Here is a 20,955-nt window from a genome sequence, read left to right on the forward strand (position 1 = left end):
AAGAGAAAGCCGGTTACGACATAATGGACGCATTCATACAGAGGTGGGGGAGCAAGGAGAACTACTATGATATGGTTAAAAAATACCTTGGCATAGATTAACTTTTCTGCTAAAAATAGGAAGAAAGTGATGTTTAATATATTGAAGTTATACACTTGAGAATGCCATGAAGAAACTTGTGGTAATGGTTAAAAATCACCTCAGTGCAATATTAAAGTATGAGGATACAGCTCTTTTACACATCGGAATGCCCGACTAAAGATCTTGCACTAGATGAATTGAGAAGAGCTCTTGAGGAACTCGGACTTAAGGCGGATGTTGAGGAGATATTCATTGCAGATGAAATAGAAGCCAGAAGTTATAAAATCATAGGAACTCCAACTATAAGAGTGAACGGGGTTGATATAGACCCTGAGTTCAGGGACACAGGGGAATACACAGCATCATGCACAAGAGTGTACAGATGGGCCGGCTCCATCTATCAATATCCTCCGAAGGAGATGATAAAGGAGGGGCTGAGGAGAATTTTGAAAGGTGGCTGTTAACAATATTAACTTTAATTTTTAATAAATCAAAAAAAAGAAAAAGATTATATTTAAGATCCCTTGAAAATATTAGGCCCTTAAAAGGGCCTTGAGAGGTGTGGTTGAAATGCCGGGGAGAGCCGAGGGGAAGGTGGTTATAGTTACTGGAGGAGCGAGGGGGATAGGAGCTGCTATCTGCAGACTTCTAGCCAAGGAAGGAGCAAAGGTAGCGATAACAGATATTTTAGACGAGGATGGAAGAAAACTTGAGGAGGAAATAAAGGAGCAGGGAGGTATAGCTAAATATTATCACATGGACGTTACCAAGGAAAATGAAGTAAAGGAGACCTTTGCCCAGATTGCAAAAGACTTCGGCAAGATCGATGGTCTGGTGAACAATGCTGGAATCGCGGGAGCTAACAAGCCAACACATGAGATTACCGAGGAGGAGTGGGATAAGGTGATGGCAGTCAACGTTAAGGGTGTTTTCTTCTGTACAAAACATGCAATACCCTACATGAAGGAAGCTGGTGGTGGTAGCATAGTGAATATAGCATCGATATATGGACTAATAGGCAATGCTGATGTTCCGCCCTATCATGCCTCAAAGGGTGCTGTAATAGCAATGACAAAAAATGATGCAACGATATACGCCAAGGATAACATCAGGGTGAATGCTGTTTGCCCAGGTTTCACTTGGACAAAGATGGTTGAGGATTACATAATAAAGAGCGGGATGAGCATAGAAGAGGGTAAGAAGGCTATTGCATCCCTCCAGTTTGGACGCTTGATAGATCCAGAGGATCAGGCATATGCAGTTTTATACCTGATATCAGATGAATCTAGGAATGTCACTGGAACCACTTTGGTGATTGATTTTGGCTACACTGCTAAATGACTCAACCCTCATTTTTTTATTTTTAACGGAAAAATTTTTAATAACAAGCTCATGAGAGCTCGGTGATATAATTGCAGAAGTTCGATTCCATAGTGATAGGAGCAGGCCCTGCTGGATCCACATCCGCTTATGTCCTTGCAAAAAGCGGCTTCAACGTTCTACTAGTGGAAAGAGGAAAGGTCGCCGGGTCTAAAAATGTGTTCGGAGGCAGAATATACATAAGTCCCCTAAAGGAAATCTATCCAGATATAGAGAAAGCCCCTGTACAGAGATGGGTAAAAAAGGAAAGGATATCCCTTGTCGCGGATGGATGTCTGACATTGGAATTCCAGCACGAGAAGACCACCAGTTTTACTGCTTATCTATCAAAAATGGCTGAGTGGATGGCCGGAAAGGCGGAGGAAGCAGGTGCCACTATCGTCACCGAGATAACAGTGGACAACCTCTTGGTAGAGGATGGAAAGGTGAAGGGAATAGTTGCAGGCGGGGATAAAGTGTACTCCGATGTGGTGGTCGATGCAGAGGGGATAAACAGGCTTCTTCTGGAGAGGGCTGGATTTATTGAGAAACCAAAGCCGGAAAACGTGGCTCTTGGGATAAAGGAGGTCATAAAGCTATCAAAGAAGGATGTGGAGGATAGGTTCGGCCTAGATGAGACATCGGGCATGGCATGGCTTATGATGGGGGATGTAACCAAGGGAATTCCGGGAGGAGGATTTCTCTACACAAATCAGGATTCCGTGAGCCTTGGCATAGTGATAAACTTGGGCGGAGCTATTAAAATGATAAAGGAATATGCCTATGAAATTGTTGAGAGAATGAGAGAAAGTCCCTATCTAAAGGATTACCTCAAGGGGGGGAGCTTAGTTGAGTACTCAGCTCATCTAGTTCCACAGGCATCCTATAAACTCATTCCAAGGCTTTATGGGGATGGGTTTGTTGTGGTTGGAGATGCAGCAGGAATGCTTCTTGATCTAGGCTATACAATAAGAGGAGTTGACTTAGCGGCTTACTCAGGATATTTGGCAGCGAAGGCAATAGAAAAAGCCCATTCCTCCGGCGGAATGACGGCTGAAAATCTATCTGTTTACGAGAAAATGCTGAAAGAAAGTTTTGTCTACAAGCAGATAGAGAAGTTCAGGGGAACTGAGAGGATTTTCTCCGATCCAAGAATATTCACAGAGTTCCCTGATGCTGTAACTGGGATTGTGAAGAGGATGTTTCATATAGAGTATGAGTCAGAAAAGCTTCTTGATAACGTTAAAAAAGTCAAGGGAGGATTTTTCAGATTTATTTTGGATGCATTAAAGGTGGTGAGGTCGTTATGAGGATAGAGGAACTTCTTCAGAGCAATGTCTATGATGTGGATGAGAAGCCCCATATAAAGGTGGATCAGGAGAAATGCTCAAAATGCAACTCTAGACCATGCCTTCTGCTCTGTCCAGCTAGATGTTACACGCTGATGGATGAGAAGGTGATGTTCAGCCATGAAGGATGTCTTGAATGCGGAACATGCAGGCTAATATGCCCAGAAGGGGCAATAGAGTGGAACTATCCAGTGAGCGGAAAGGGGATTCATTACAGGTTCGGGTGACCATATGAAGATCGTGGTCTGCATCAAGTGGGTCCCGAACACAACATCTGTCAACATAGACCCGAAGACGGGGACGCTCATCAGGGAGGGGATACCATCTGTCATAAATCCGCATGACCTAAATGCATTGGAGATGGCCCTAGAATTCAAGGACAGATATGGAGGGGAGGTTGTGGTGTTATCCATGGCTCCGCCTCATGCAAAGCTCGGCCTTGAGCATGCAATCGGTATGGGTGCTGATAGAGCAGTTCTAATCTCCGATAAAGCCTTTGCAGGGGCAGATACGCTGGCCACATCCTATACTCTATCTAAGGCCATAGAGAGGATAGGGTATGACCTCATATTCACAGGTCAGGAGACCATAGACAGCTCAACAGCTCACATAGGAGCTCAGATAGCTTCTTGGCTTGGAATACCCTATATATACTATGTAGATGAAATAAGTTATGTGAATGGACACCTTAGGGTGAGAAGACATTTAGAGGATGCAATAGAGCTCTATGATGTGAATATACCGGCCCTTATAGCCACTGCCATGAGAGCAAACAAGCCGAGATATGTGAACATATACGGGAAGATAAGAGCCAAAAAAGTGGGCGTGGAGGTTTGGAACAACAGCATTCTAAGGCTTGATGAGGAGTGTATCGGTCTCAAGGGATCTCCTACAACTGTATCAAGGATAGATCTAGTTCCAAAAGTCCCAAGAAAGGGAGAGGTGTTCAAGGGAGATAGCAGAGAAGCAGTAAAGTGGCTTGTTGAGAAGCTATCGCAGGAGGGTCTGATATGAGCTGCAAGGAATGGGAACCCGTGAAAAAGGAGGATTACAAGGGAGTTTGGGTCTATATAGAGACGGATGAGGGATCGATAAAGGAAGCAAGCATCCAGATGCTCAGTGTTGGGAGAAATATAGCTGAAAAGCTTGGAACATATCTAGCAGGAGTTATGATAGGGCATAATATAAGGCATCTGGCGAACGAGCCCATATACTACGGAGCTGATAAGGTAATCCTCTTGGATGACAGCAGGTTTTATCCATTCTACTCCAGAGTTCATGGGCAGGCATTGGTGGAGCTGGCGAGGAAATACAAGCCAGAGGTGATATTCATAGCGGGCACAATGAGGGGTAGGGAGATGGCTCCTTATGTAGCCAACTCCCTGAGAACTGGAATAACTGCTGATTGCACAGCTTTTGATGTGGAAAACGGGGATCTCATACAGATAAGGCCCCCATTTGGAGCTTTAATGCTGGCCAGAATAAGGACCCCGAACAGAAGACCGCAGATAGCTACAGCAAGGCCGAATGTCTTTGAGGCTCCTCCGAGAGATGAGAAAAGAAAAGGTGAAATAATAGAGGAGAAAGTTTTCTTTGAAGTTCCTGATCCGGGAATAAGACTTGTCGAATCAAAAAGAGTGAAGAAAGAGGAGATACCTCTGGAGAAAGCTGAGATAATAGTATCAGGAGGAAGGGGGTTGGGCTCTGCTGATGGCTTTAAGATGCTGGAGGAGCTAGCAAGAGAGCTTGGTGGAGTAATAGCTGGGTCCAGAAAGGCTGTGGATGCAGGATGGATACCACATGAGAAGCAGGTTGGCCAGACTGGTATAAGCGTAAAGCCGAAACTCTACATAGCTGTTGGAATAAGCGGAGCAGCCCAGCATGTATTTGGCATAAGAGAGGCGAAGAGAGTTGTTGCGATAAACATAGATCCGGGGGCACCCATATTTGATAACGCTGACTACGGTGTGGTCGGGAACTACAGGGAGATAGTACCACTTCTCATCGAGGAGATAAGAAAGAGGAAAAAGGAGAAAGAAATCAGTCCTTAGTTGGGGAGAACTCCCGCCCGAACAGATCTGATGCCAATATTATCCTCATTATGTGCTGTCCTCCTTCAGCCCCAACAAAGTAGCTCATCACACCTCTTAATGCTCTTTCAAGAGGGGTTTCCTTTGTGTAGCCGAATGCACCCAAGGACCTCATGAACTCCTGTATTGCCAGAACTGATTCCTCAGGAGCTAAAGCTTTTGCCATGGCAGAGTACCTTGCTGCCTCCAACAAGCTCATCTCTCCTGCATCAAACTTATCCATTGCCCATGCTGCTTTGTAAACAAGAAGTCTTATGGCCTCAAGTTTAGCCCAATGGTCCACAATTGGGAACTGTATTCCCTCAAATTTTGCTAAAGGTTTCCCAAAAACAACTCTTTTCTTCAGATAGTCCACTACATAATCCAGAAGACCAAGAGCAGGCCCTATGCATCCAGCTGCAACGAAAACTCTTGCTCTATCAAATCCCTCCATAGCTATCTTAAATCCCTTGTTCACCTCCCCTATCCTGTACTCATCGGGAAGCTTCACATCCTTCAGCTTCAGCCATCCGGTGCTTATTCCGCACCTTCCCATGTCCTCATAGAAGCCATACGTTATGCCCGGTGAATTCACAGGCAGGTAAAATACAGTCATTCCTCTGCTTCTCTCCTCTGGTTTGGTCATTGTCAGGAGAACATATCCGCCATCAACCTCCTTTGCCTCCTTTATCCCGCTTATATAGGCTTTCTCTCCGTTTATTATCCAGTGATCATTCTCCTTCTTGGAAATTGTCCTGAACCCAGCGACATCGCTTCCGCTTTGAGGTTCTGTAGAGGCTATTCCAACAAATCCCTCTCCTTTTGCCGCCCTCGTCAGGACCTCTTTTGCCACCTCTTTATTCCCGTATTTCTCCAGCTTTTTCCCCCAAGCTGCTTCCACCAGATAGAAGACAGCTGTTGCAACGCTTGGATCTGCTCTAGCCAGTTCCTCAACTACTATAGCTGTCATCACATTTGTGGCACCACTACCACCGAATTCCGGCTTCATGTTCATCAAAAGAAGCTTGTTCTCAGCTAAAGCCATTATGACATCCCTTGGAATACTACATTTTCTGTCTATTTCATCAGATCTCGGTGCAAGTACTTCAGAAAGAAGATCCCTCACATTATCTCTCAATATCTGCTCCTCATCCGAGAAGGAAAAGTCCACCATTTTGAACACCTCTCAAAGCTCCGAGAGAAAAAATAAAAATTTTTGCCCTGTGTGTGCGAATATAGTACCATGAGGACATTATTTCTAAACAATAAATTCATAAACTATTTGAAACCCTTTTGACTTTTAGATAAAATTTTTAAATTTTCCTTTCGAAATTCGCAGGGTGATTTCAGCTGAATGTAGCGGTTCTTGCCAAGCTCTCTGTGGATACCACAGAGTTATCAGTAGATGAGAGAGGTGCGAGAATAGAAGAGGCTATTACAAAGGTGAGCGACATAGACAACAACGCCATGGAGTTGGCTGTTCAGTTAAAGGAGAGATTTGGCGGAAAGGTTGGTCTTTTCATGGCTCTAACATGGGGTCCTATGCAGATGAGGCTTAAGGACATTCAAAAAGCTGCTAAAAAGCTTTTGGCAATGGGAGGGGATGAAGCCACCTTGATAGTCGATGAAAAGTTGTTTAGCGCTGATTCCTTCCTAGTAGCTAAGGCCTTAGCTGCTGCCATAAAAAAGGGTTCTTTTGATCTGGTTATAGCAGGAGAAGGCAGTATAGATAATTTCTCCGGTCAGATCGGTCCAAGAGTTGCGGAGGAATTATCCTACAAGTTTATTGGATTTGTGAGCAGGGTCTCTTTCAGAGATGGCGACATAATCCTCACTAAATCTATGGAGGGATATGAGGAGGATGTTTTGCTTGATCTACCGGCTGTCATATCCGTAACTCAAGAGATAAACAAGCCAAGGATACCTTCGCTTTCCCAAGTGTTAAGTGCATCAAAGCTTCCCATGAAAACCCTATCTCTCTCCGATCTGGGTGTAGTTGATGAGGGAAGGGTAAAGTTGGTTGAGATAAGGCCTAGAAAAATAGAAAGAAAGATGATTAAAGTAGAAGGAAGCCCAAATGAGGCAGCAGAGAATCTTCTTGACCTCCTCATAAAGGAGGGTGTGCTTTTGAGGTGATTTTATGAGAGCCCTTTTGTTTGCCTCAAGCGATGATCTTGCCTTTGAAGTTATCTCCTTTCTGAAGTATATAGGTGTGGATGAGATGGACTCGATTGCCTTCGGCGACAGATCAAAGGCCGCAGAGTATGGGAGGAGAGGCGTGAAAAAAGTCTTCCTTCTCAGGGATATCGATGAGGATGCGGCTGTGGATGCTATATCAACTGTGTTTAAGGGATATGATTACCTAGCAACAGCTTCAGACAAGTTCGGCAGGACTGTTGCCGCAAGAGTTTCCCAGAGAATGGGTTTTGGAGCCATAATGGATGTCATATCAGCTGAAAACAGGGAGGGAAAAATCTTGTTCTCCAGAGTGACGCTGGGCGGAAAAGCTGTATCCCTTGAGCACTCTGAACTTCCTGTTGCCATAGGGATAAAGCCTAGGAAATTTGAGCAGGCTAAGCCAGGAGAAGGAGAAGCTGAGGTTGAGGAAATTGATGTGAGCAGGAAAATCAAAATACTGGAGAGGAGGGAGAAGAAAATATCAGGAGCTGCTCTGGACAAGGCTAGAATAGTTATAGGCTGTGGAATGGGCTTTAAATCCAAGGATGACTTGAAGCTTGCCTATGACCTTGCTGAGCTTATAGGGGCTGCTGTTGGATCCAGCAGGCCTCTAGCAGCAGATCTAAAGTGGATGCCTGAGGAGAGATGGATAGGAATGTCTGGTGTCTCTATAAAACCTGATCTTTACATAGCTGTTGGCATATCAGGCCAGCAGCAGCACGTAGCAGGCATAACAGACTCAAAGGTCATAGTAGCTGTAAACACAGATCCCAATGCTCCGATATTCAAATCCGCAGATTACTGCATTAATCAAGATTTATATGAGTTCCTTCCCGCCCTTGCTGCAGCAATAAAGAGGAGAAGAGGTGGTTGATTGACAGCAGTTATAGTTGGATTCGCCAGAACTCCAATAGGAAAATTTGGAGGAATATTCAAGGACATATCTGCTCCAGATCTGGCCTCAATAGCCATAAAAGCAGCTCTAAACAGATCAGGAGTGAGTCCAGAAGAAGTGGATGAGGTGATAATGGGAAATGTAATTCAAGCTGGAATAGGGATGAACCCGGCCAGACAAGCCGCTGTCAAGGCTGGGATACCGTGGAGGGTTCCGGGCTTCACTATATCAAAGGTGTGTGCTTCCGGTCTCAGAGCTGTCTCTCTAGCAGCATCGATAATCAAGCTGGGTGAAGCTAAGGTGATAGTTGCAGGTGGAATGGAGAGCATGAGCAATGCCCCATATATGCTCAGCTCAAAATGGAGATGGGGTGTGAAATTCTCCTATGCGGGGGAGAAGGTTGTTGATCTAATGGTATACGATGGGCTCACCGATCCCCACACAGGGATGTTCATGGGAGAGGAGGCAGAGCTCACTGCAAAGAAGTTTGGAATAACAAGAGAGGAAGCAGATAGATTTGCCGTAAGGAGCCATAAACTCGCATCAGAGGCCACGGAAAAGGGATATTTCAGGGACGAGATAGTTGAAGTTGAGGTAGATGGAGTGAAATACGATAAAGATGAAGGAATAAGGCCTGATACATCTATAGAGAAGATATCAAAGCTAAAGCCTGTCTTCAGGCCGGATGGGATAATAACAGCTGCAAATGCATCTCAGCTAAGCGATGGAGCAGCTGCATTGGTTGTTGCAGATGAGGAGTTTGCAAAAGAGAGGGGTTTAAAGCCGATAGCTAGGATAATAGGGTACAGCTCTGCTGCTGTGGACTCAAAGGACTTTATAGAAGCACCTATTCCATCCGTTAAAGATCTTCTTAGAAAGCTCGGGATGAGGATCTCAGACTTTGATCTATTCGAGCACAATGAAGCCTTCTCCCTTGCTACTCTTGCTGTTATGAAGGCCCTCGAGATTCCAGAGGATAAGATAAATGTGTTCGGAGGAGCTGTTGCACTGGGCCATCCGCTTGGTGCGAGCGGGGCTAGAATTCTCGTAACTCTGCTGAATGCCCTGAAGAAGAGGGGAGGAAAGAGGGGAATAGCTACTATATGCCATGGTGGAGGAGGGGCTCATTCCATCGCTGTTGAGCTTATATAATTTTTTGAAAATGGCTCGTCAGGCGACAGCAAATTGCTGAGAAGAAGTTCGACAAATGCTTGCAAGTGTTTATATTAGTTTTCCGCCGTAAAATCTTGGTGACAGGGATGGCGAGGGTCATCTATTGGACCGGTTTCCCCAGTCCTCCTACAGGATTTGAGGACCTAAGAGTCGTGGAATACAAGAGAATATTTGATGTAGATCTTCCTCCCCTCGTGATATACGTTGGGACTGTTCTTGAAAAGGGAAAAGAGCTTCCTGTTATAGTTGTAGTGGAGGAAGGAGAGGAAGGAGCTTACATGTATGTATATGAGAGCGAAAAAGCTGCTGAAGAGGGGAAGAAGATCTACGCTGAAGCATACCAGATCTGATCAAACAAGCCTCATCCATACTTTTTTTCCTATTATCTGAAATCCAGATGCCATAAACACATCCAGTAAATCCCTGAAAATAAGGCATCTGAGCCTCTCTATCCCTTTCTCCCAGGATATCCTCATGGCAGCTTCTATTGCTCCAAATACCTCTCCAGCTCCAGCATCTGGTTTTGTCCACAGGAAAAGATCTGCTTCCCTGCCGTCCTTTGTTGAGTTTATTATCAGGAGCATCTCCTCAGCTCCTACTTTTATTCTCCTCCCTATAGCCTCCGGAAAACCTATCCTATCCCTTCTCCAAGAGAGATTCCAGATGAATCCTGAGGGTCCCTGCTGCCCTGCTGTCATGACGAAATTCTGCGGAAGATCCCCTCCTTCCAGCACCTTCTCTCCATACTGAAGGGAGGATGGCCTTGTCTGTGCAACAACTCTTATCAATCTTTCGACCTCCCTGAACCCAGCTGAAATCATATATCCAGCTGTGTCCTCCCTTGCCAGACAGTCAAGAGGGATGCCTGGAAATTCCTTCCTCGCTTCCATCAGCAGAGCATCCCTAGTCTGCTTATCATCAAAGTTAAAATCCACTAAAAAAGCGAAATTGCCCATTCTGCTTCTTCTCATCTCAGGAACAACTTCCAAAAAACCCTTTCCATCGGATGAGAGAAGAACTTTTCCCCCGGATGATTTGACTACATCAAGGTATGCCAAGTAGCTCTCCTTATTGCTAACAGTCAGGCACCTCAGCGTTCTGCCATCTCTGGGAATTCTCTCCCATTTGGGACATTTAAGCCTGGATATTATCGGAAAATCCTCCGAAGATGCCTCCCTTGCTGAGCTCATCCATATATGGGGGATCTGGAAGCTTATTAATATTTGTCAAACTATATGACCTCCGCCTTGCTTTCATCAAGTCCCCTGAAGATCACCTTGAACCCAGCTGCCTCTATCAAGGCTGTGTGATATCTCTCCGGTATCCCTTTTTCAGATAGGAGATCCGATATAGATCTGAGATCCCTCCTCTCACAGCTTTCTATTACGCTTTTTACCTCTTTCAGAATGTTCTCTTTTAGCAGAAGATTTCCCGTGAATATATACCCTGCCGGAACCTTTTTCCTCAACTTCTCTATCAGAACAGATTTCTCAAATCCCAGCCTTGAGGATATCTCATCAAGTGATGATATATCGCCAATATCCAATGGAAGAACTTCTGCTTCCTTTCTCATCATCTTCTCCACTTCAGATAACTTTTTTGCAAGCTCTGCGTACTTTATCTTCCCATCAAAATAGAGCACATCCCCCAGCTCCTCAAAAAACCTGCTGCAACTTAGGTTCCTGTCCACCAAGAGGAGCATTTTATCCGAAACTTGTTTCATCTTCTGCAATTTCTTCTTTATGTAATCATGTGTCCAGAAGCCTATTATCTCCACCAGTAGCTTCACATCACCCTTTTTTATCAGAAAATCTGGGAAGAAGACAGAACCTCCTGAAACAATTGGATATGGCTCTCTTATCACCTCCCATCCGGATGATGCCGCTATTTCATGGAACTGCCTCTCAAGTGAGCTGTCATACTCCACAGTGGTTATCTCGTGAGCTGGGAATAGATCCCTTAAAGAGTCGGATAGATCCAGAATCAGGGGTTTTCTCATCCTGATATCAGCTACTATCCTCCAGGAGTCCATTGAGATTATTGTAGGGACAAGTTTTGCCAGAGAAGTCCCATATCTTGTAGTGAGCTTGAGAACAGAAGCTGGACCATCTATCAAAAATCTTATCCCATTCTTCAGGCTCTCCGCATAATACATGAGGCCCTTTGCCTTTATATCCCTTATCAACAGCTTTATCTTCCCAGATCCTCCTCTCACAAATAGCTCCATCCTTATAGCCCGGAAAAGAGCTGTTTGAAGCAGGGATTGATTGTACTCCCTCAGCAGATCAGCTGCAGTGGGCTCATTAAAACTCTTTATCTCCTTGTTCTCATCCCAATCAGCCCACATAAGTTCCTCTATCCCAGAAGGATCAATTTTAAGCTCCTCTGCTGCCGCTTTCAGAACTTCCTCCCTCTCATCTATAACAAAACCTCCAAGCTTGGCTGCCCTCTCAAATACAATCCTTCTTATCTGATCCGGCTTTACCTTAGTTTCCTTTGTTTCTACATCGCATTTTCTCTCCAAAAGGGTTGATAATCCCCTGACAAGCTTGAAATCAACTCCCATTCCCTCATATCTCTCCTCGATATCCTCAAGTTCCCTCTCCAGTTCCCCAACTTTCCTGCCCACATGTTTCCTGAAAACAGAGATAAGCTCCTCTGCCAGCTCAAGCTCAATATCCCTTCCAGAACAGAACTTCAGGATCAGCTTTCTCCCGGATCTTCTTGCCCTCAAAAGCTGAAGGGGAAGCATCAGTTGTTCACACCTCTCCTTCTTCTATAGGATATCGAGACCTCCTTTGTCCCCTTTGACACAACCTCATATATGACTGCCCTCTTTCCCGCTCTCTTCCTCAAAACTCTCCCCAATCTCTGCACAAACTCCCTCCTGCTTCCTGTTCCTCCAAGTATTATCGCAACTCTTGCATCGGGCACATCTATCCCCTCGTTCAGAACCTTTGATGTGACTATCTTTGTGTATATTCCATCCCTGAAGTTCTGAAGTATCTCATTTCTTTCCTTCTCAGGAGTTCTGTGGGTTATGAGGGGTATCAAATACCTCCTGCTTATCTCCTTCGCCATGTCGTTGAACTCGGTAAATATTATCACTTTATCCTTTTTATGTGCTGACAGCAAATTTTCAAGCGCTTTTAACTTGGATTCAGAGTTTATAGCTATCCTTCTTGCCTTATTCCATGCAAGAAGGGCATCCCTTGCAGCCCTGCTTGTAGCGCTCATTTTCACCAGTTGCCTGAAGTCATCAGGCGATCTTATCTCCAGACCTATTGATGAGAGACCTCTCTTGTACTCCTCTACTGCACTCTTGTACTCCCTCTTCTCCTCTTCCGAAAGGTCAACTGAGATTCTGACTATCTCATACTCAGCTAGATGCTTTCCCGCAAGCTCCCTCGGGCTTATGCTGTACACTATGCCTCCAACAAGCATTGGAAGCAGGAAGTGCCTTCCGTCCTCCCTCTCAAAAGTGGCAGTCAGGCCAAGCCTGTATGGTGCTGCGAGCATCTCCCCTATGTGGGAGTAGCCCTCGGCAGCAAGGTGGTGAACTTCATCGAAAACAGCAAGCATGAACTTATCTCCCAGCACCTCAGCATTGAGATAAGCGGAATCATACGTGGCAACAGTGACGAATCTCACATCCTTTTCCCCTCCTCCCATCAATCCCGTGGACACACCGAGCTTTTCCTCTATCTCACTGCTCCACTGCCTCATCAGGGGTATCGTGGGAACTACAACCAGAGTGCTCACTCCCAGCTTCTCCATTGCCTTCAGGGCAATAAGGGTCTTTCCGGCCCCAGTGGGAAGAACTATAACTCCTCTCATTCCAGAGGAAAGCCAGGAGTTCAGTGCCTCTTCCTGATATTCCCTTAAAGGAACTGGAATACTTTTGAACTCCTCCCTAGGAGGGGGATTTATCACATAATCGCTGAAATCCACCAAGTTTCTCCTCAAAAACTCCACTATATCCCTGTACCTGAAAGCAGGCGCTCTGAAAGCTGATATTCTGTCATCCCATGTGGAGTAGGGCACTGCATACTGACCCCTTATCACAAGCGTCCCTCTATCGTACTCAAGCTTCATTGAGATTCTAATCCCTGTCAATTTTAATTCCTTTTTACAGCGTAGCTGCCATAGTATCAATTAAATTTAAATTAATGAGATCCTAAAAATGGTAGTGAGAAGGTTTAATTAGAGAAGCTCTAAAAAAGGGTGGATAAGATGTCCTTGGTGGAAAGTCTCATAAAAGAGCTCGAGGAAAAGCCCTATCTTGCCAGAAAGCTGGCTGAAAAACTTAATATAGCCCTCAGTACTGAGATTTTGGGCAATATTGAGAAGCTTAGGGAGGACTTCAACAAGATGCTGGAGCGCATTGCTGTAATAGAGGAGGAGCAGAAGAAGCTTAGGGAGGACTTCAACAAGATGCTGAGTGAAATTAGTGAGATAAAGAAGGAACAAAGAAGGATGAAGAGGACATATGAGTCTTTGAGAGGATCCATGCTCTACGGATTCAGCCAACTGAGCAGGTTTGCCGGAGTTACATTCGAGGAATTTGTTAGAAAGTTCTTAACAAAGCAGCTGAGGAAGCTTGGAGAGATAGGAAAGGATAAGGAGCTTGTTAGAGCTGAGATAGATGGGGAGGAGATAGACATGTTTTTAGATGATCCTCTGATAGTTGGAGAGATAACAAGCTATGCTGAGAGCGTGGAGGAGGTGGATAAACTGCTGAGGAAAGCCAAATTGGCAGAAGAAAAGTATAAAAAGAGCCCTAGAAAGATCCTTGTGGTGCTAACAGCTCCAAGAGATGTTGCTGTTGAGATCAGGAGAATTGGAAGGGAGAAGAACATAGAAGTTATAATGGGGAAAATCACAGCAAGACCTAGATAACAGCTACTCTCTCGCCTAATCCTCTAACTAAAAATAAAAAGGATAGGGTAATAAAAAATTTATTCCTCAATTTTCCATCCCGGATGATGCTTTTTTGCCCATATTACAGATACTTTGCCATTAATCAGCATTGCTTTTAGTGTTTCCCAGTTTACTGGATTTATAGCCAGCATCACATGACCTAATACTATTATTGAAACTAATAGAAAACCAGTGTCATGAATAACAAGCAATAAAGGTTTATATTCCTCTACATTAAAGAAAGCCATTGGTATACCTGATATGCCAAGCAATATTAATCCAAGATGAAGCCCAAGTACTGCAAATTTCTCTAGAGGATGATGGAATTCTATTAGAGGCTTCTCTTTGCGTATTCCAAACCATGCAAGGGCTATCAATACCGACTTCTTTATGTCATCGCTGGATGGTAACCACTCCTCTCCACGTTTTAAAAGCATATCACCCTGCCTAATAAGATATATTAATTTATATATTACCAATGGTACTGCTGCTCCAAGTGTTATTGTTGTAACATAATAATGCAATATGATGCGATTATTAACCCCTCCAATCAAATTAAATAATATTCCGAAAATTCTTCCATCAAAGACTGGTAATCCAGAGAGCAATCCGGCTGTTACACCTATTATGAAAAGCCAGTGTGTAATTCTTGTTGCTCTATCCCATCTCACTACTTTCTTCTCCTCAGTCACTTCCTTCGTCTCTTCACTAATTTCTTTCTTCTCCTCACTCATTTAATTCACCTCCTCCTTTTCCACTTCTTCTTGAACCTCCTCCTTTTCCCTTTTCTCACGTGCATGCTCTCTCACAATGTGTATTGCCCCTAATATAACAGCCAGAGAGGTTCCAACTAGAACTATCGGCTCCATGATCTTCTTCTTTACATAGCTCCAGATACCGAAATTGAGAATCTCCTGTAAAGGTTTGCGTACTGGGTATTTCTCAAGGGCGAGAGGTTTATTCGTCACATAGAATACTTTAGGTCTGGTTCCGAAATCAATTTTCGGCACCACATACTTCTTTGAGTTAAGAATTTCATTAATTGGATCTTGAGGATTGTCTAGATCGCCGAACATTCTTGCATTAAATGCACATGCCTCTACGCATGCAGGAGTCCACAACGAATTATCGTCAGTTTTTCTATGATAGCAGAACGTACATTTATCAGGTATTCCTACCTTTATTGCATAATCATGAAGTGGTTCGCCGTCAAAATTCGCTGTTAACCTTGTTCTTGCTCCATATGGACATGCAACGATGCATAGACCACATTGAATACATTTGTTGCTATCTAATAACACTACCCCATCTTTACTAATATATGATGCTCCTGTTGGACAAACTTCTACGCATGGCGGATCCTCACAGTGCTCGCATTGTGCTAAAACAGTTTCTATGGCATTCCCATTATCGTCATAGACACTAAAAGGTCTAGTTCTAGAATAATAAATTACATTCTCTACCGGAGGATAAAATATTTTCCCATCACCATACCTTAAAATATTTTCACGTATACATGCATAGACGCATGCATAACATCTAACGCATTTATTTAAATCAATAACCATGGCTAAGCGGGTCATCACGCCACCTCCCTTCTAACTCTTACCTTTAAATCACATTGAGCAGCACGCCCTTCGTATTCAACGATCTTGAATGGTGCTAGGAGATTTGTATTTATACCGGTTTTGGTCATGTACGTAAATTTAACATCGCCTCTCTCATACGAGCCCGGATTCAGTCCGTGTATGCCAGTAATAGCATGTGGATGTACTTCATTAGATAGATATACCTTAGCTCTAATTTTTGCTCCTGTCTCTAAACTTTCGATAATTACATAATCTCCATCTTTTAATCCCAGTTTTACACCCCTGTTATAATTAATATAGACGCCATCCATTCTTTCCCATTTCATAGTTTGGCTTATTAGATTAGAGTCACGAATAAATGCGTTTGGCGTGATAAACGGAGAGAAGGTATCTACTGCAACAAATTCATCGTCACCCAGTTTACCATCTTCCATATAATATGGTGGTACCCAGCACGGCAATGGATTCACTACACTTGGTTTATTAAGCTGATCCTTGAACTTAGATAGCATATCAATATTTATTAGTTCAATTTCACCGGTGACCGTGGCAAATGGTATCGGTACTTTATAAAGCGGTTCCGTATAGAGTGCGACCACGCCCCTTGTTTTGAGCTCGTCAAAGTCAATTTTAAGTTTTTCAGCCTGATTTCTTTGGATAATTTCTGGATTTTCTGCGATTATCTTGAGGCTATCAGCAACTTCCGGCTTTAATCTTCTCGCAAGCTCATATAGGATCTGCCCTGGTGTTCTAACGTCAACGCCTGATGGAGGGTCAAGAACCTTCATGGGAAGTGAAATTTGTGCAATGTTTGTTTGGGCAGCCTGAACTAATGTAGGAGGTGTGTATTCAAAGAAGAAGGGTAATGGTAATATCACATCTACAAATGGTGCAGTTTCATTCCACATTACATCAAACATCACAGAAAACTCCAATTTTTTCAATGCCTCTTCAGCCTTGCTGGAACCCTGTATATGTGATACAAGATTTTGATTATAGATTATACCAGCTTTTATTGGATATGGTTTTTCTTCTAAAATAGATTTTATGAAAAGCATGCTTGCCGTGCCATCTAATGCTAGCGGATACCCTTCTTTCTGCCAATACTCAACAATCGATTTTGCACTTGGTTTAACTGTTTTTACATTCATAATTGTTAATGGTGATGGAATACTTGCCTTTCTAGGCCATACTATACCACCTTTAGCTCCATATGATCCTATTAACGCATTAACTATTCCAGCTACTCTGTAAAACATGCCTTCGTTTCTGTAGCGAGCACCCTTGTATCCATGAGGTATAAAAGCTTGTGGTGCATAAGCTGCAAGAAGCCTGGCTACTTCCTTTATTTTCTCTTCTGGTACACCACTGATTTCCTCTGCCCACTTAGGAGTATATTTCTCAACGCTTTCCTTTAACAATGTAAAAACAGTCTTAACAGGCCTACCTTCATACTCCCCTGAATATTCTAACTGGGGATCGAGGGCATCAGTTTTAAATTTATATTTTCCATCCTTTCTATCGTAAACAAGGTAAGTCTTTTTACCCGAATATATCGGATGATCTGATAATTTAACAGGTTCCATAGTATCAGTATATATTAACATAGGGGCATTTGTATAAGTTATAAGAAAGTTTGAGTTATACAGATTTTCATTTATTATAACATTCATGAATGCTAGTACTACAGCTAAGTCAGTACCAGGTGCTACCAATATATATTCATCAGCCAGATCAGCAATTCTTGGGCGCTTTATATCAAAAGCTATGATTCTAGCACCTTTACCGGCTGAGAGACTTTTTGCCCATGGTGTGGAAACCATACCACTGATAGGATCTCTACCCATTAATACAATTAAGCATGCATTCAAACAATCCGAATAAAGTCCACCAGGCCCTATAGGTGTGCCGAAAAGGAATCTTTTACCTTGTGCATTACCTGCCATACACGTATCAGCATGATCAGTAATATTAGGTGTACCTATAACTCCTTTAAAAAATTCCTTTATGAGTCCTGCTTCATAACCTTCATGAGCAAATACAGCGATTTGTTCAGGTTTATCAATATATTTCTTCAAGTTCTCGGCCACGTAGTCAAGAGCCTCATCCCATGTTGTACTTCTAAATTTTCCATCTCCTCTACCTCCTTCTCTAATTAATGGTGTTCTGATCCTATCAGGATGGTTTGGCATTTCAAATAATACTCTTGGTCTTCCACATGCTGCAAAATATTTCTCTGCTCCAGGGGCCGGATTATGTTCTACTATTATCGGCATGGATTTATCGGATGGAATACGAACTTTTATCGGGCAAAATTGAACGCATATCGTGCATGCACTAAATCTAGTTTCATTATATTGGACTGCATTTTCAGTTATTGTTTCATTGTTTCTTGATCTATTATTAATTGACCAGATGAGATTATCGTTTAAAGCCAGATTACCTATCGCCAGAGAAGCAAAAGCTGTTGTTTTTAAGAAATCCCTTCTAGAGATTCTTTGCTTCATATATCCCTTCCCACCCTCTACATGGAAAAAAGGAAAAATATAAAAAATTTGCGCTTAGATATCTCCTTCCCTCTTTCATCTAAATGGGGCTTTTGAGAGAATAACAGCCCTATAAGGATTGTTACGGCACAATAATGATAATACTCTCCTAGTCTTGAGGTATCAGCGATAAATGTCCTTAAAGCATTTATACTAGTTCAGGCCAAATTTATCGGAACAGTCATGATAGTGGATGAAACCACTCCCAAGAAGATCCTTATCCGAGAATTAATCATGAATTAGGAGATTCTCCAGCATTAGATATGGCTAGTGGCTGTTTCTACACATATTATTTTTACCAGGGGTACTTTGATCTTAAACCGATCTGCATGCATTAATTATTTTTCATATAAAATTTTCATAGTTTAATTTCTTATAAACATTTAGCGCATCATTTAAAGCATGTAGTTCTAGGTGTGTTATCCCATATTTCCTGTACACTTTTGCCTCTTCCGTGAATAATAGAGCCGCATGCTGGTAGAAACGATTTAGGTAGGCATTCAACGCTTCCCAATACGGATGCAGATCCTTGAATGTTATACTATAAACTTTAGCATTATTTAACATTTGCCTTAATATTTGTTTTTGCATTTCTTTTGGTTTATTTATACTTATTAGAGATCTCAATTCTGGATCCACTTTTCTTATCTCATCAGTTGGTATGAACCTTATTTTATACGCACTTCTTATGAGATCCGTTGCCCTTATCTGTTCTTTTTTTAATATTGTTTTTATGCTTTTTTGTATATGTCCGTGCTTATAGATTGCTAAAAGCGGTTCTGTTATCCCATCCGGGTGTATTGGCGCTGTTACGTCATTCTGGTGTGCATTGTCAATTAGAATTTTTATTACTTCTGGTCTTATGAAAGGCATATCTCCTGCTATGATTAATATATATTCATTTTGTAGGTGTTGTATTCCTGCATTAACTCCTGCTAATAACATAGAATCTTTTATTGGTGGATCATCTGATATTATTTTTATTTGTTTATCTATTATTTTTTTATATTTATTGATTCGCTCTGGTTTTGTTGCTACCACTATATCCTGTGATATTTGTAATGCTACGTCGACTACATTTAGGAGCATTGGTTTTTTGTTAATTGGCTGGAGTAGCTTGTCTTTCCATTGTTTTCCTGTTTGAAATCTTTTGCCATAACCGCCTGCCAGTATTATTATTCCTATGTCTATTGTCCTTCACCTTTTACGAGTTTTTCTATTTTTATTATTATATCGTTTATGTTATTATATATCGGTATTTTATTTATTTCCTTATCAATGCAGTTTGGACAGAATATCGCTAATGGTTTATTTTTACCATTTATTAATTCATTTATTTCCTCTATGCTTCTTGCCACTATGATTCTTTTTATATTTTTTTGCTCTTTTATTTGTGAGTAAAAACCCTCAAGCAGTATGAGTTTGATTTCCGGGTTAACTATTTTTATAATGTTTAAGGCGAGCTCTAGACTTTGTTTGTTTATACTCGCGTTGAGGAAAAACGCGTCTGGTGCCACACCTACCACTACTGGCGCCCCTGCATGCTTTATTCTCCATGTATCTGTTCCTTTTGTATCAAATTCTATTCCTCCATAATGTATATGTTTTATTACTGCGATCCTGATTTGAGGTGAAAGTCTCCTTACTATTTCCTCTATTAGCGTCGTTTTTCCACTCTTTTTTCTACCAGTAATTGCTATTACATACATGTTTATCTATTTCTAATAGCCTTAAGATCTGTTTCATTTTAGGTCTAGATGATGTAAAATAACTTCTTTAAAGCAATCTTCAGCTACTATTTTACCTTCGTCCTTATTATCTCCAGATAGAAAAGAGTAATCTCTCTCTTCTTGGTTTAACGTGTAGCATATAATGTGTAGAGAAGAAAATAGCCCAGATAAGATTCTGTCATTCACCCCTCCATCTGATATGTCCTGGCTCCCCATCAAGCCGTAAAGCTTGGAGGAGGCAGGACATTCAGATCTTGGAGGGGTCATTTTTATCGCCAAGCCTGTTCCTTTGCTTTCACTTCAGCCTAAGCGATATAAAAACCTTTTGCTTGTCCTAAAATCTAAAGAATTCATAGCACAAGGACACTTGTGTAGAAGATGAAAGCTTTTTACGGGAGCAGAAAAAATAATATAAAAAATTAAAACTTATTAGTAGAGTTAAGAGGTATAGATTCTGTCTAAAAAAATAAAGAAATTTTTACTTTCCGCTAAGCCTGTTTATCTCGTTCATTATCAAGCTAACAGCCACATCTATCCCATTGGAGACAGCTGGAGCTATATTCTCGCCTAAATCTATTTCATTTACTCCTATCCCGATGAATAATATCTTTTTAAGGGATTTCTTGAAGAACCAAAGCAAATTCAGGAGCTTATCCACATCGATATCATGCGGATCTATCTGAAATGTCTCATATTCCTCATTTCTCCTCTCACGAGTCTCTATTAGAAGGCTGCCGGGATTTTCTGACAGAAAGGAGTCGACTATTATCATTACACTGCAATCAGGGGAGTTCATCAGAGCATCGAATGCGGATGAGCACTCCATGACAGTTATAGAAGGAGGTAGTTTTTCCCTGAGCATCCTAGCTACAATCACCCCAGCACTGTCATTTCCAGCATACTGATTTCCAATCCCCAGCACAACTATATCAGGCATGTTCCCTTTTTATCTCCGGAAATATCGGCAGATACTTCACAGCAAGCGTGAAAGCTAGGGCCTCAAGGGCTACAAGCATGCCCGTTACTGAGATCTCAGCCCATGTCGGGAAGTATATTGCACCTGAAG

At 42.4% G+C, this 20,955-nt stretch carries 22 protein-coding genes; 11 read left to right on the top strand and 11 right to left on the bottom strand.

The window, feature by feature from the left end:
- Positions 1 to 218: 218 nt before the first annotated feature.
- The 6 genes from D6D85_RS00450 (at position 219) to D6D85_RS00475 (ending at position 4,840) form a co-directional block, all read left to right on the top strand.
- Positions 219 to 545 (top strand): DF family (seleno)protein, encoded by a 327-nt coding sequence (locus D6D85_RS00450; RefSeq protein ID WP_237558694.1) that lies wholly within the window; start codon positions 219 to 221, stop codon positions 543 to 545.
- A gap of 106 nt (positions 546 to 651) precedes the next feature.
- Positions 652 to 1,422 carry an SDR family NAD(P)-dependent oxidoreductase gene (locus D6D85_RS00455; protein WP_125670069.1) on the top strand — a complete coding sequence of 257 codons (771 nt, stop codon included), beginning with the start codon at positions 652 to 654 and terminating at the stop codon, positions 1,420 to 1,422.
- 71 nt (positions 1,423 to 1,493) lie between these two features.
- Complete coding sequence (locus D6D85_RS00460; RefSeq protein WP_125670070.1) at positions 1,494 to 2,750, top strand: FAD-dependent oxidoreductase; 1,257 nt, start codon at positions 1,494 to 1,496, stop codon at positions 2,748 to 2,750.
- Positions 2,747 to 3,016: a ferredoxin family protein gene (locus D6D85_RS00465; protein WP_125670071.1), complete on the top strand. Its 270-nt coding sequence runs from the start codon at positions 2,747 to 2,749 to the stop codon at positions 3,014 to 3,016. The genes D6D85_RS00460 and D6D85_RS00465 overlap by 4 nt, the downstream gene beginning before the upstream one ends.
- Positions 3,017 to 3,020: 4 nt before the next feature.
- On the top strand, positions 3,021 to 3,803 hold the full coding sequence (locus D6D85_RS00470) for an electron transfer flavoprotein subunit beta/FixA family protein (RefSeq protein WP_125670072.1): 783 nt from the start codon (positions 3,021 to 3,023) through the stop codon (positions 3,801 to 3,803).
- Complete coding sequence (locus D6D85_RS00475; RefSeq protein ID WP_125670073.1) at positions 3,800 to 4,840, top strand: electron transfer flavoprotein subunit alpha/FixB family protein; 1,041 nt, start codon at positions 3,800 to 3,802, stop codon at positions 4,838 to 4,840. Before D6D85_RS00470 ends, D6D85_RS00475 begins: the two co-directional genes overlap by 4 nt.
- Here D6D85_RS00475 and D6D85_RS00480 read toward each other — a convergent pair.
- Entirely contained in the window at positions 4,830 to 6,032 is a 1,203-nt protein-coding gene (locus D6D85_RS00480; protein WP_125670074.1) for an acyl-CoA dehydrogenase family protein, read from the bottom strand. The two genes, D6D85_RS00475 and D6D85_RS00480, sit on opposite strands and share 11 nt — an antisense overlap.
- Before the next feature lie 206 nt (positions 6,033 to 6,238).
- On the opposite strand from D6D85_RS00480, the gene D6D85_RS00485 reads away from it, so the two are divergent.
- The 4 genes from D6D85_RS00485 to D6D85_RS00500 all read left to right on the top strand — a co-directional run bounded on the left by D6D85_RS00485 (position 6,239) and on the right by D6D85_RS00500 (position 9,454).
- Positions 6,239 to 6,994, top strand: coding sequence for an electron transfer flavoprotein subunit beta/FixA family protein (locus tag D6D85_RS00485; protein ID WP_125670075.1), 756 nt, complete (start codon positions 6,239 to 6,241; stop codon positions 6,992 to 6,994).
- A 4-nt stretch (positions 6,995 to 6,998) separates the two neighbouring features.
- A complete protein-coding gene (locus D6D85_RS00490; RefSeq protein ID WP_125670076.1) occupies positions 6,999 to 7,910 on the top strand; it encodes an electron transfer flavoprotein subunit alpha/FixB family protein in 912 nt (303 codons plus the stop codon).
- On the top strand, positions 7,911 to 9,083 hold the full coding sequence (locus tag D6D85_RS00495) for a thiolase family protein (RefSeq protein ID WP_125670077.1): 1,173 nt from the start codon (positions 7,911 to 7,913) through the stop codon (positions 9,081 to 9,083).
- 107 nt (positions 9,084 to 9,190) lie between these two features.
- Entirely contained in the window at positions 9,191 to 9,454 is a 264-nt protein-coding gene (locus tag D6D85_RS00500) for a hypothetical protein (protein WP_125670078.1), read from the top strand.
- Here the strand turns inward: D6D85_RS00500 and D6D85_RS00505 are convergent, their stop codons facing one another.
- Genes D6D85_RS00505 through D6D85_RS00515 form a run of 3 tightly spaced genes read right to left on the bottom strand, consistent with a single transcriptional unit; the run spans position 9,455 to position 13,220 of the window.
- Positions 9,455 to 10,294: a hypothetical protein gene (locus D6D85_RS00505; protein ID WP_125670079.1), complete on the bottom strand. Its 840-nt coding sequence runs from the start codon at positions 10,292 to 10,294 to the stop codon at positions 9,455 to 9,457. It lies immediately after the preceding gene.
- Positions 10,295 to 10,335: 41 nt separating this feature from the next.
- Positions 10,336 to 11,856, bottom strand: a complete 1,521-nt coding sequence (locus tag D6D85_RS00510; RefSeq protein WP_125670080.1) for a DUF790 family protein — start codon at positions 11,854 to 11,856, stop codon at positions 10,336 to 10,338.
- Positions 11,856 to 13,220 carry a DEAD/DEAH box helicase gene (locus tag D6D85_RS00515; protein ID WP_337189951.1) on the bottom strand — a complete coding sequence of 455 codons (1,365 nt, stop codon included), beginning with the start codon at positions 13,218 to 13,220 and terminating at the stop codon, positions 11,856 to 11,858. Before D6D85_RS00515 ends, D6D85_RS00510 begins: the two co-directional genes overlap by 1 nt.
- A 117-nt stretch (positions 13,221 to 13,337) precedes the next feature.
- On the opposite strand from D6D85_RS00515, the gene D6D85_RS00520 reads away from it, so the two are divergent.
- The gene (locus D6D85_RS00520) at positions 13,338 to 14,003 is read left to right on the top strand and encodes a hypothetical protein (protein ID WP_125670081.1); all 666 of its coding nucleotides are present in this window, start codon (positions 13,338 to 13,340) and stop codon (positions 14,001 to 14,003) included.
- 59 nt (positions 14,004 to 14,062) lie between these two features.
- On the opposite strand, the gene D6D85_RS00525 is transcribed toward D6D85_RS00520, so the two are convergent.
- The 7 genes from D6D85_RS00525 to D6D85_RS00555 all read right to left on the bottom strand — a co-directional run bounded on the left by D6D85_RS00525 (position 14,063) and on the right by D6D85_RS00555 (position 20,826).
- Entirely contained in the window at positions 14,063 to 14,758 is a 696-nt protein-coding gene (locus D6D85_RS00525) for a cytochrome b/b6 domain-containing protein (RefSeq protein WP_125670082.1), read from the bottom strand.
- Positions 14,759 to 15,607, bottom strand: a complete 849-nt coding sequence (locus D6D85_RS00530) for a 4Fe-4S dicluster domain-containing protein (RefSeq protein WP_125670083.1) — start codon at positions 15,605 to 15,607, stop codon at positions 14,759 to 14,761.
- Positions 15,607 to 18,120, bottom strand: a complete 2,514-nt coding sequence (locus tag D6D85_RS00535) for a molybdopterin-containing oxidoreductase family protein (protein WP_125670084.1) — start codon at positions 18,118 to 18,120, stop codon at positions 15,607 to 15,609. Before D6D85_RS00535 ends, D6D85_RS00530 begins: the two co-directional genes overlap by 1 nt.
- 384 nt (positions 18,121 to 18,504) lie before the next feature.
- Positions 18,505 to 19,350, bottom strand: coding sequence for a molybdenum cofactor guanylyltransferase (gene mobA, locus D6D85_RS00540; protein ID WP_125670085.1), 846 nt, complete (start codon positions 19,348 to 19,350; stop codon positions 18,505 to 18,507).
- Complete coding sequence (mobB, locus tag D6D85_RS00545; RefSeq protein WP_125670086.1) at positions 19,347 to 19,868, bottom strand: molybdopterin-guanine dinucleotide biosynthesis protein B; 522 nt, start codon at positions 19,866 to 19,868, stop codon at positions 19,347 to 19,349. The genes mobA and mobB overlap by 4 nt, the downstream gene beginning before the upstream one ends.
- A gap of 33 nt (positions 19,869 to 19,901) precedes the next feature.
- Positions 19,902 to 20,168 carry a hypothetical protein gene (locus tag D6D85_RS00550; protein WP_125670087.1) on the bottom strand — a complete coding sequence of 89 codons (267 nt, stop codon included), beginning with the start codon at positions 20,166 to 20,168 and terminating at the stop codon, positions 19,902 to 19,904.
- A 199-nt stretch (positions 20,169 to 20,367) separates the two neighbouring features.
- On the bottom strand, positions 20,368 to 20,826 hold the full coding sequence (locus D6D85_RS00555; protein ID WP_125670088.1) for a hydrogenase maturation protease: 459 nt from the start codon (positions 20,824 to 20,826) through the stop codon (positions 20,368 to 20,370).
- Positions 20,827 to 20,955: the final 129 nt, after the last annotated feature.

The organism is Candidatus Methanodesulfokora washburnensis (assembly GCF_003947435.1).
GTDB lineage: Archaea > Korarchaeota > Korarchaeia > Korarchaeales > Korarchaeaceae > Methanodesulfokora > Methanodesulfokora washburnensis.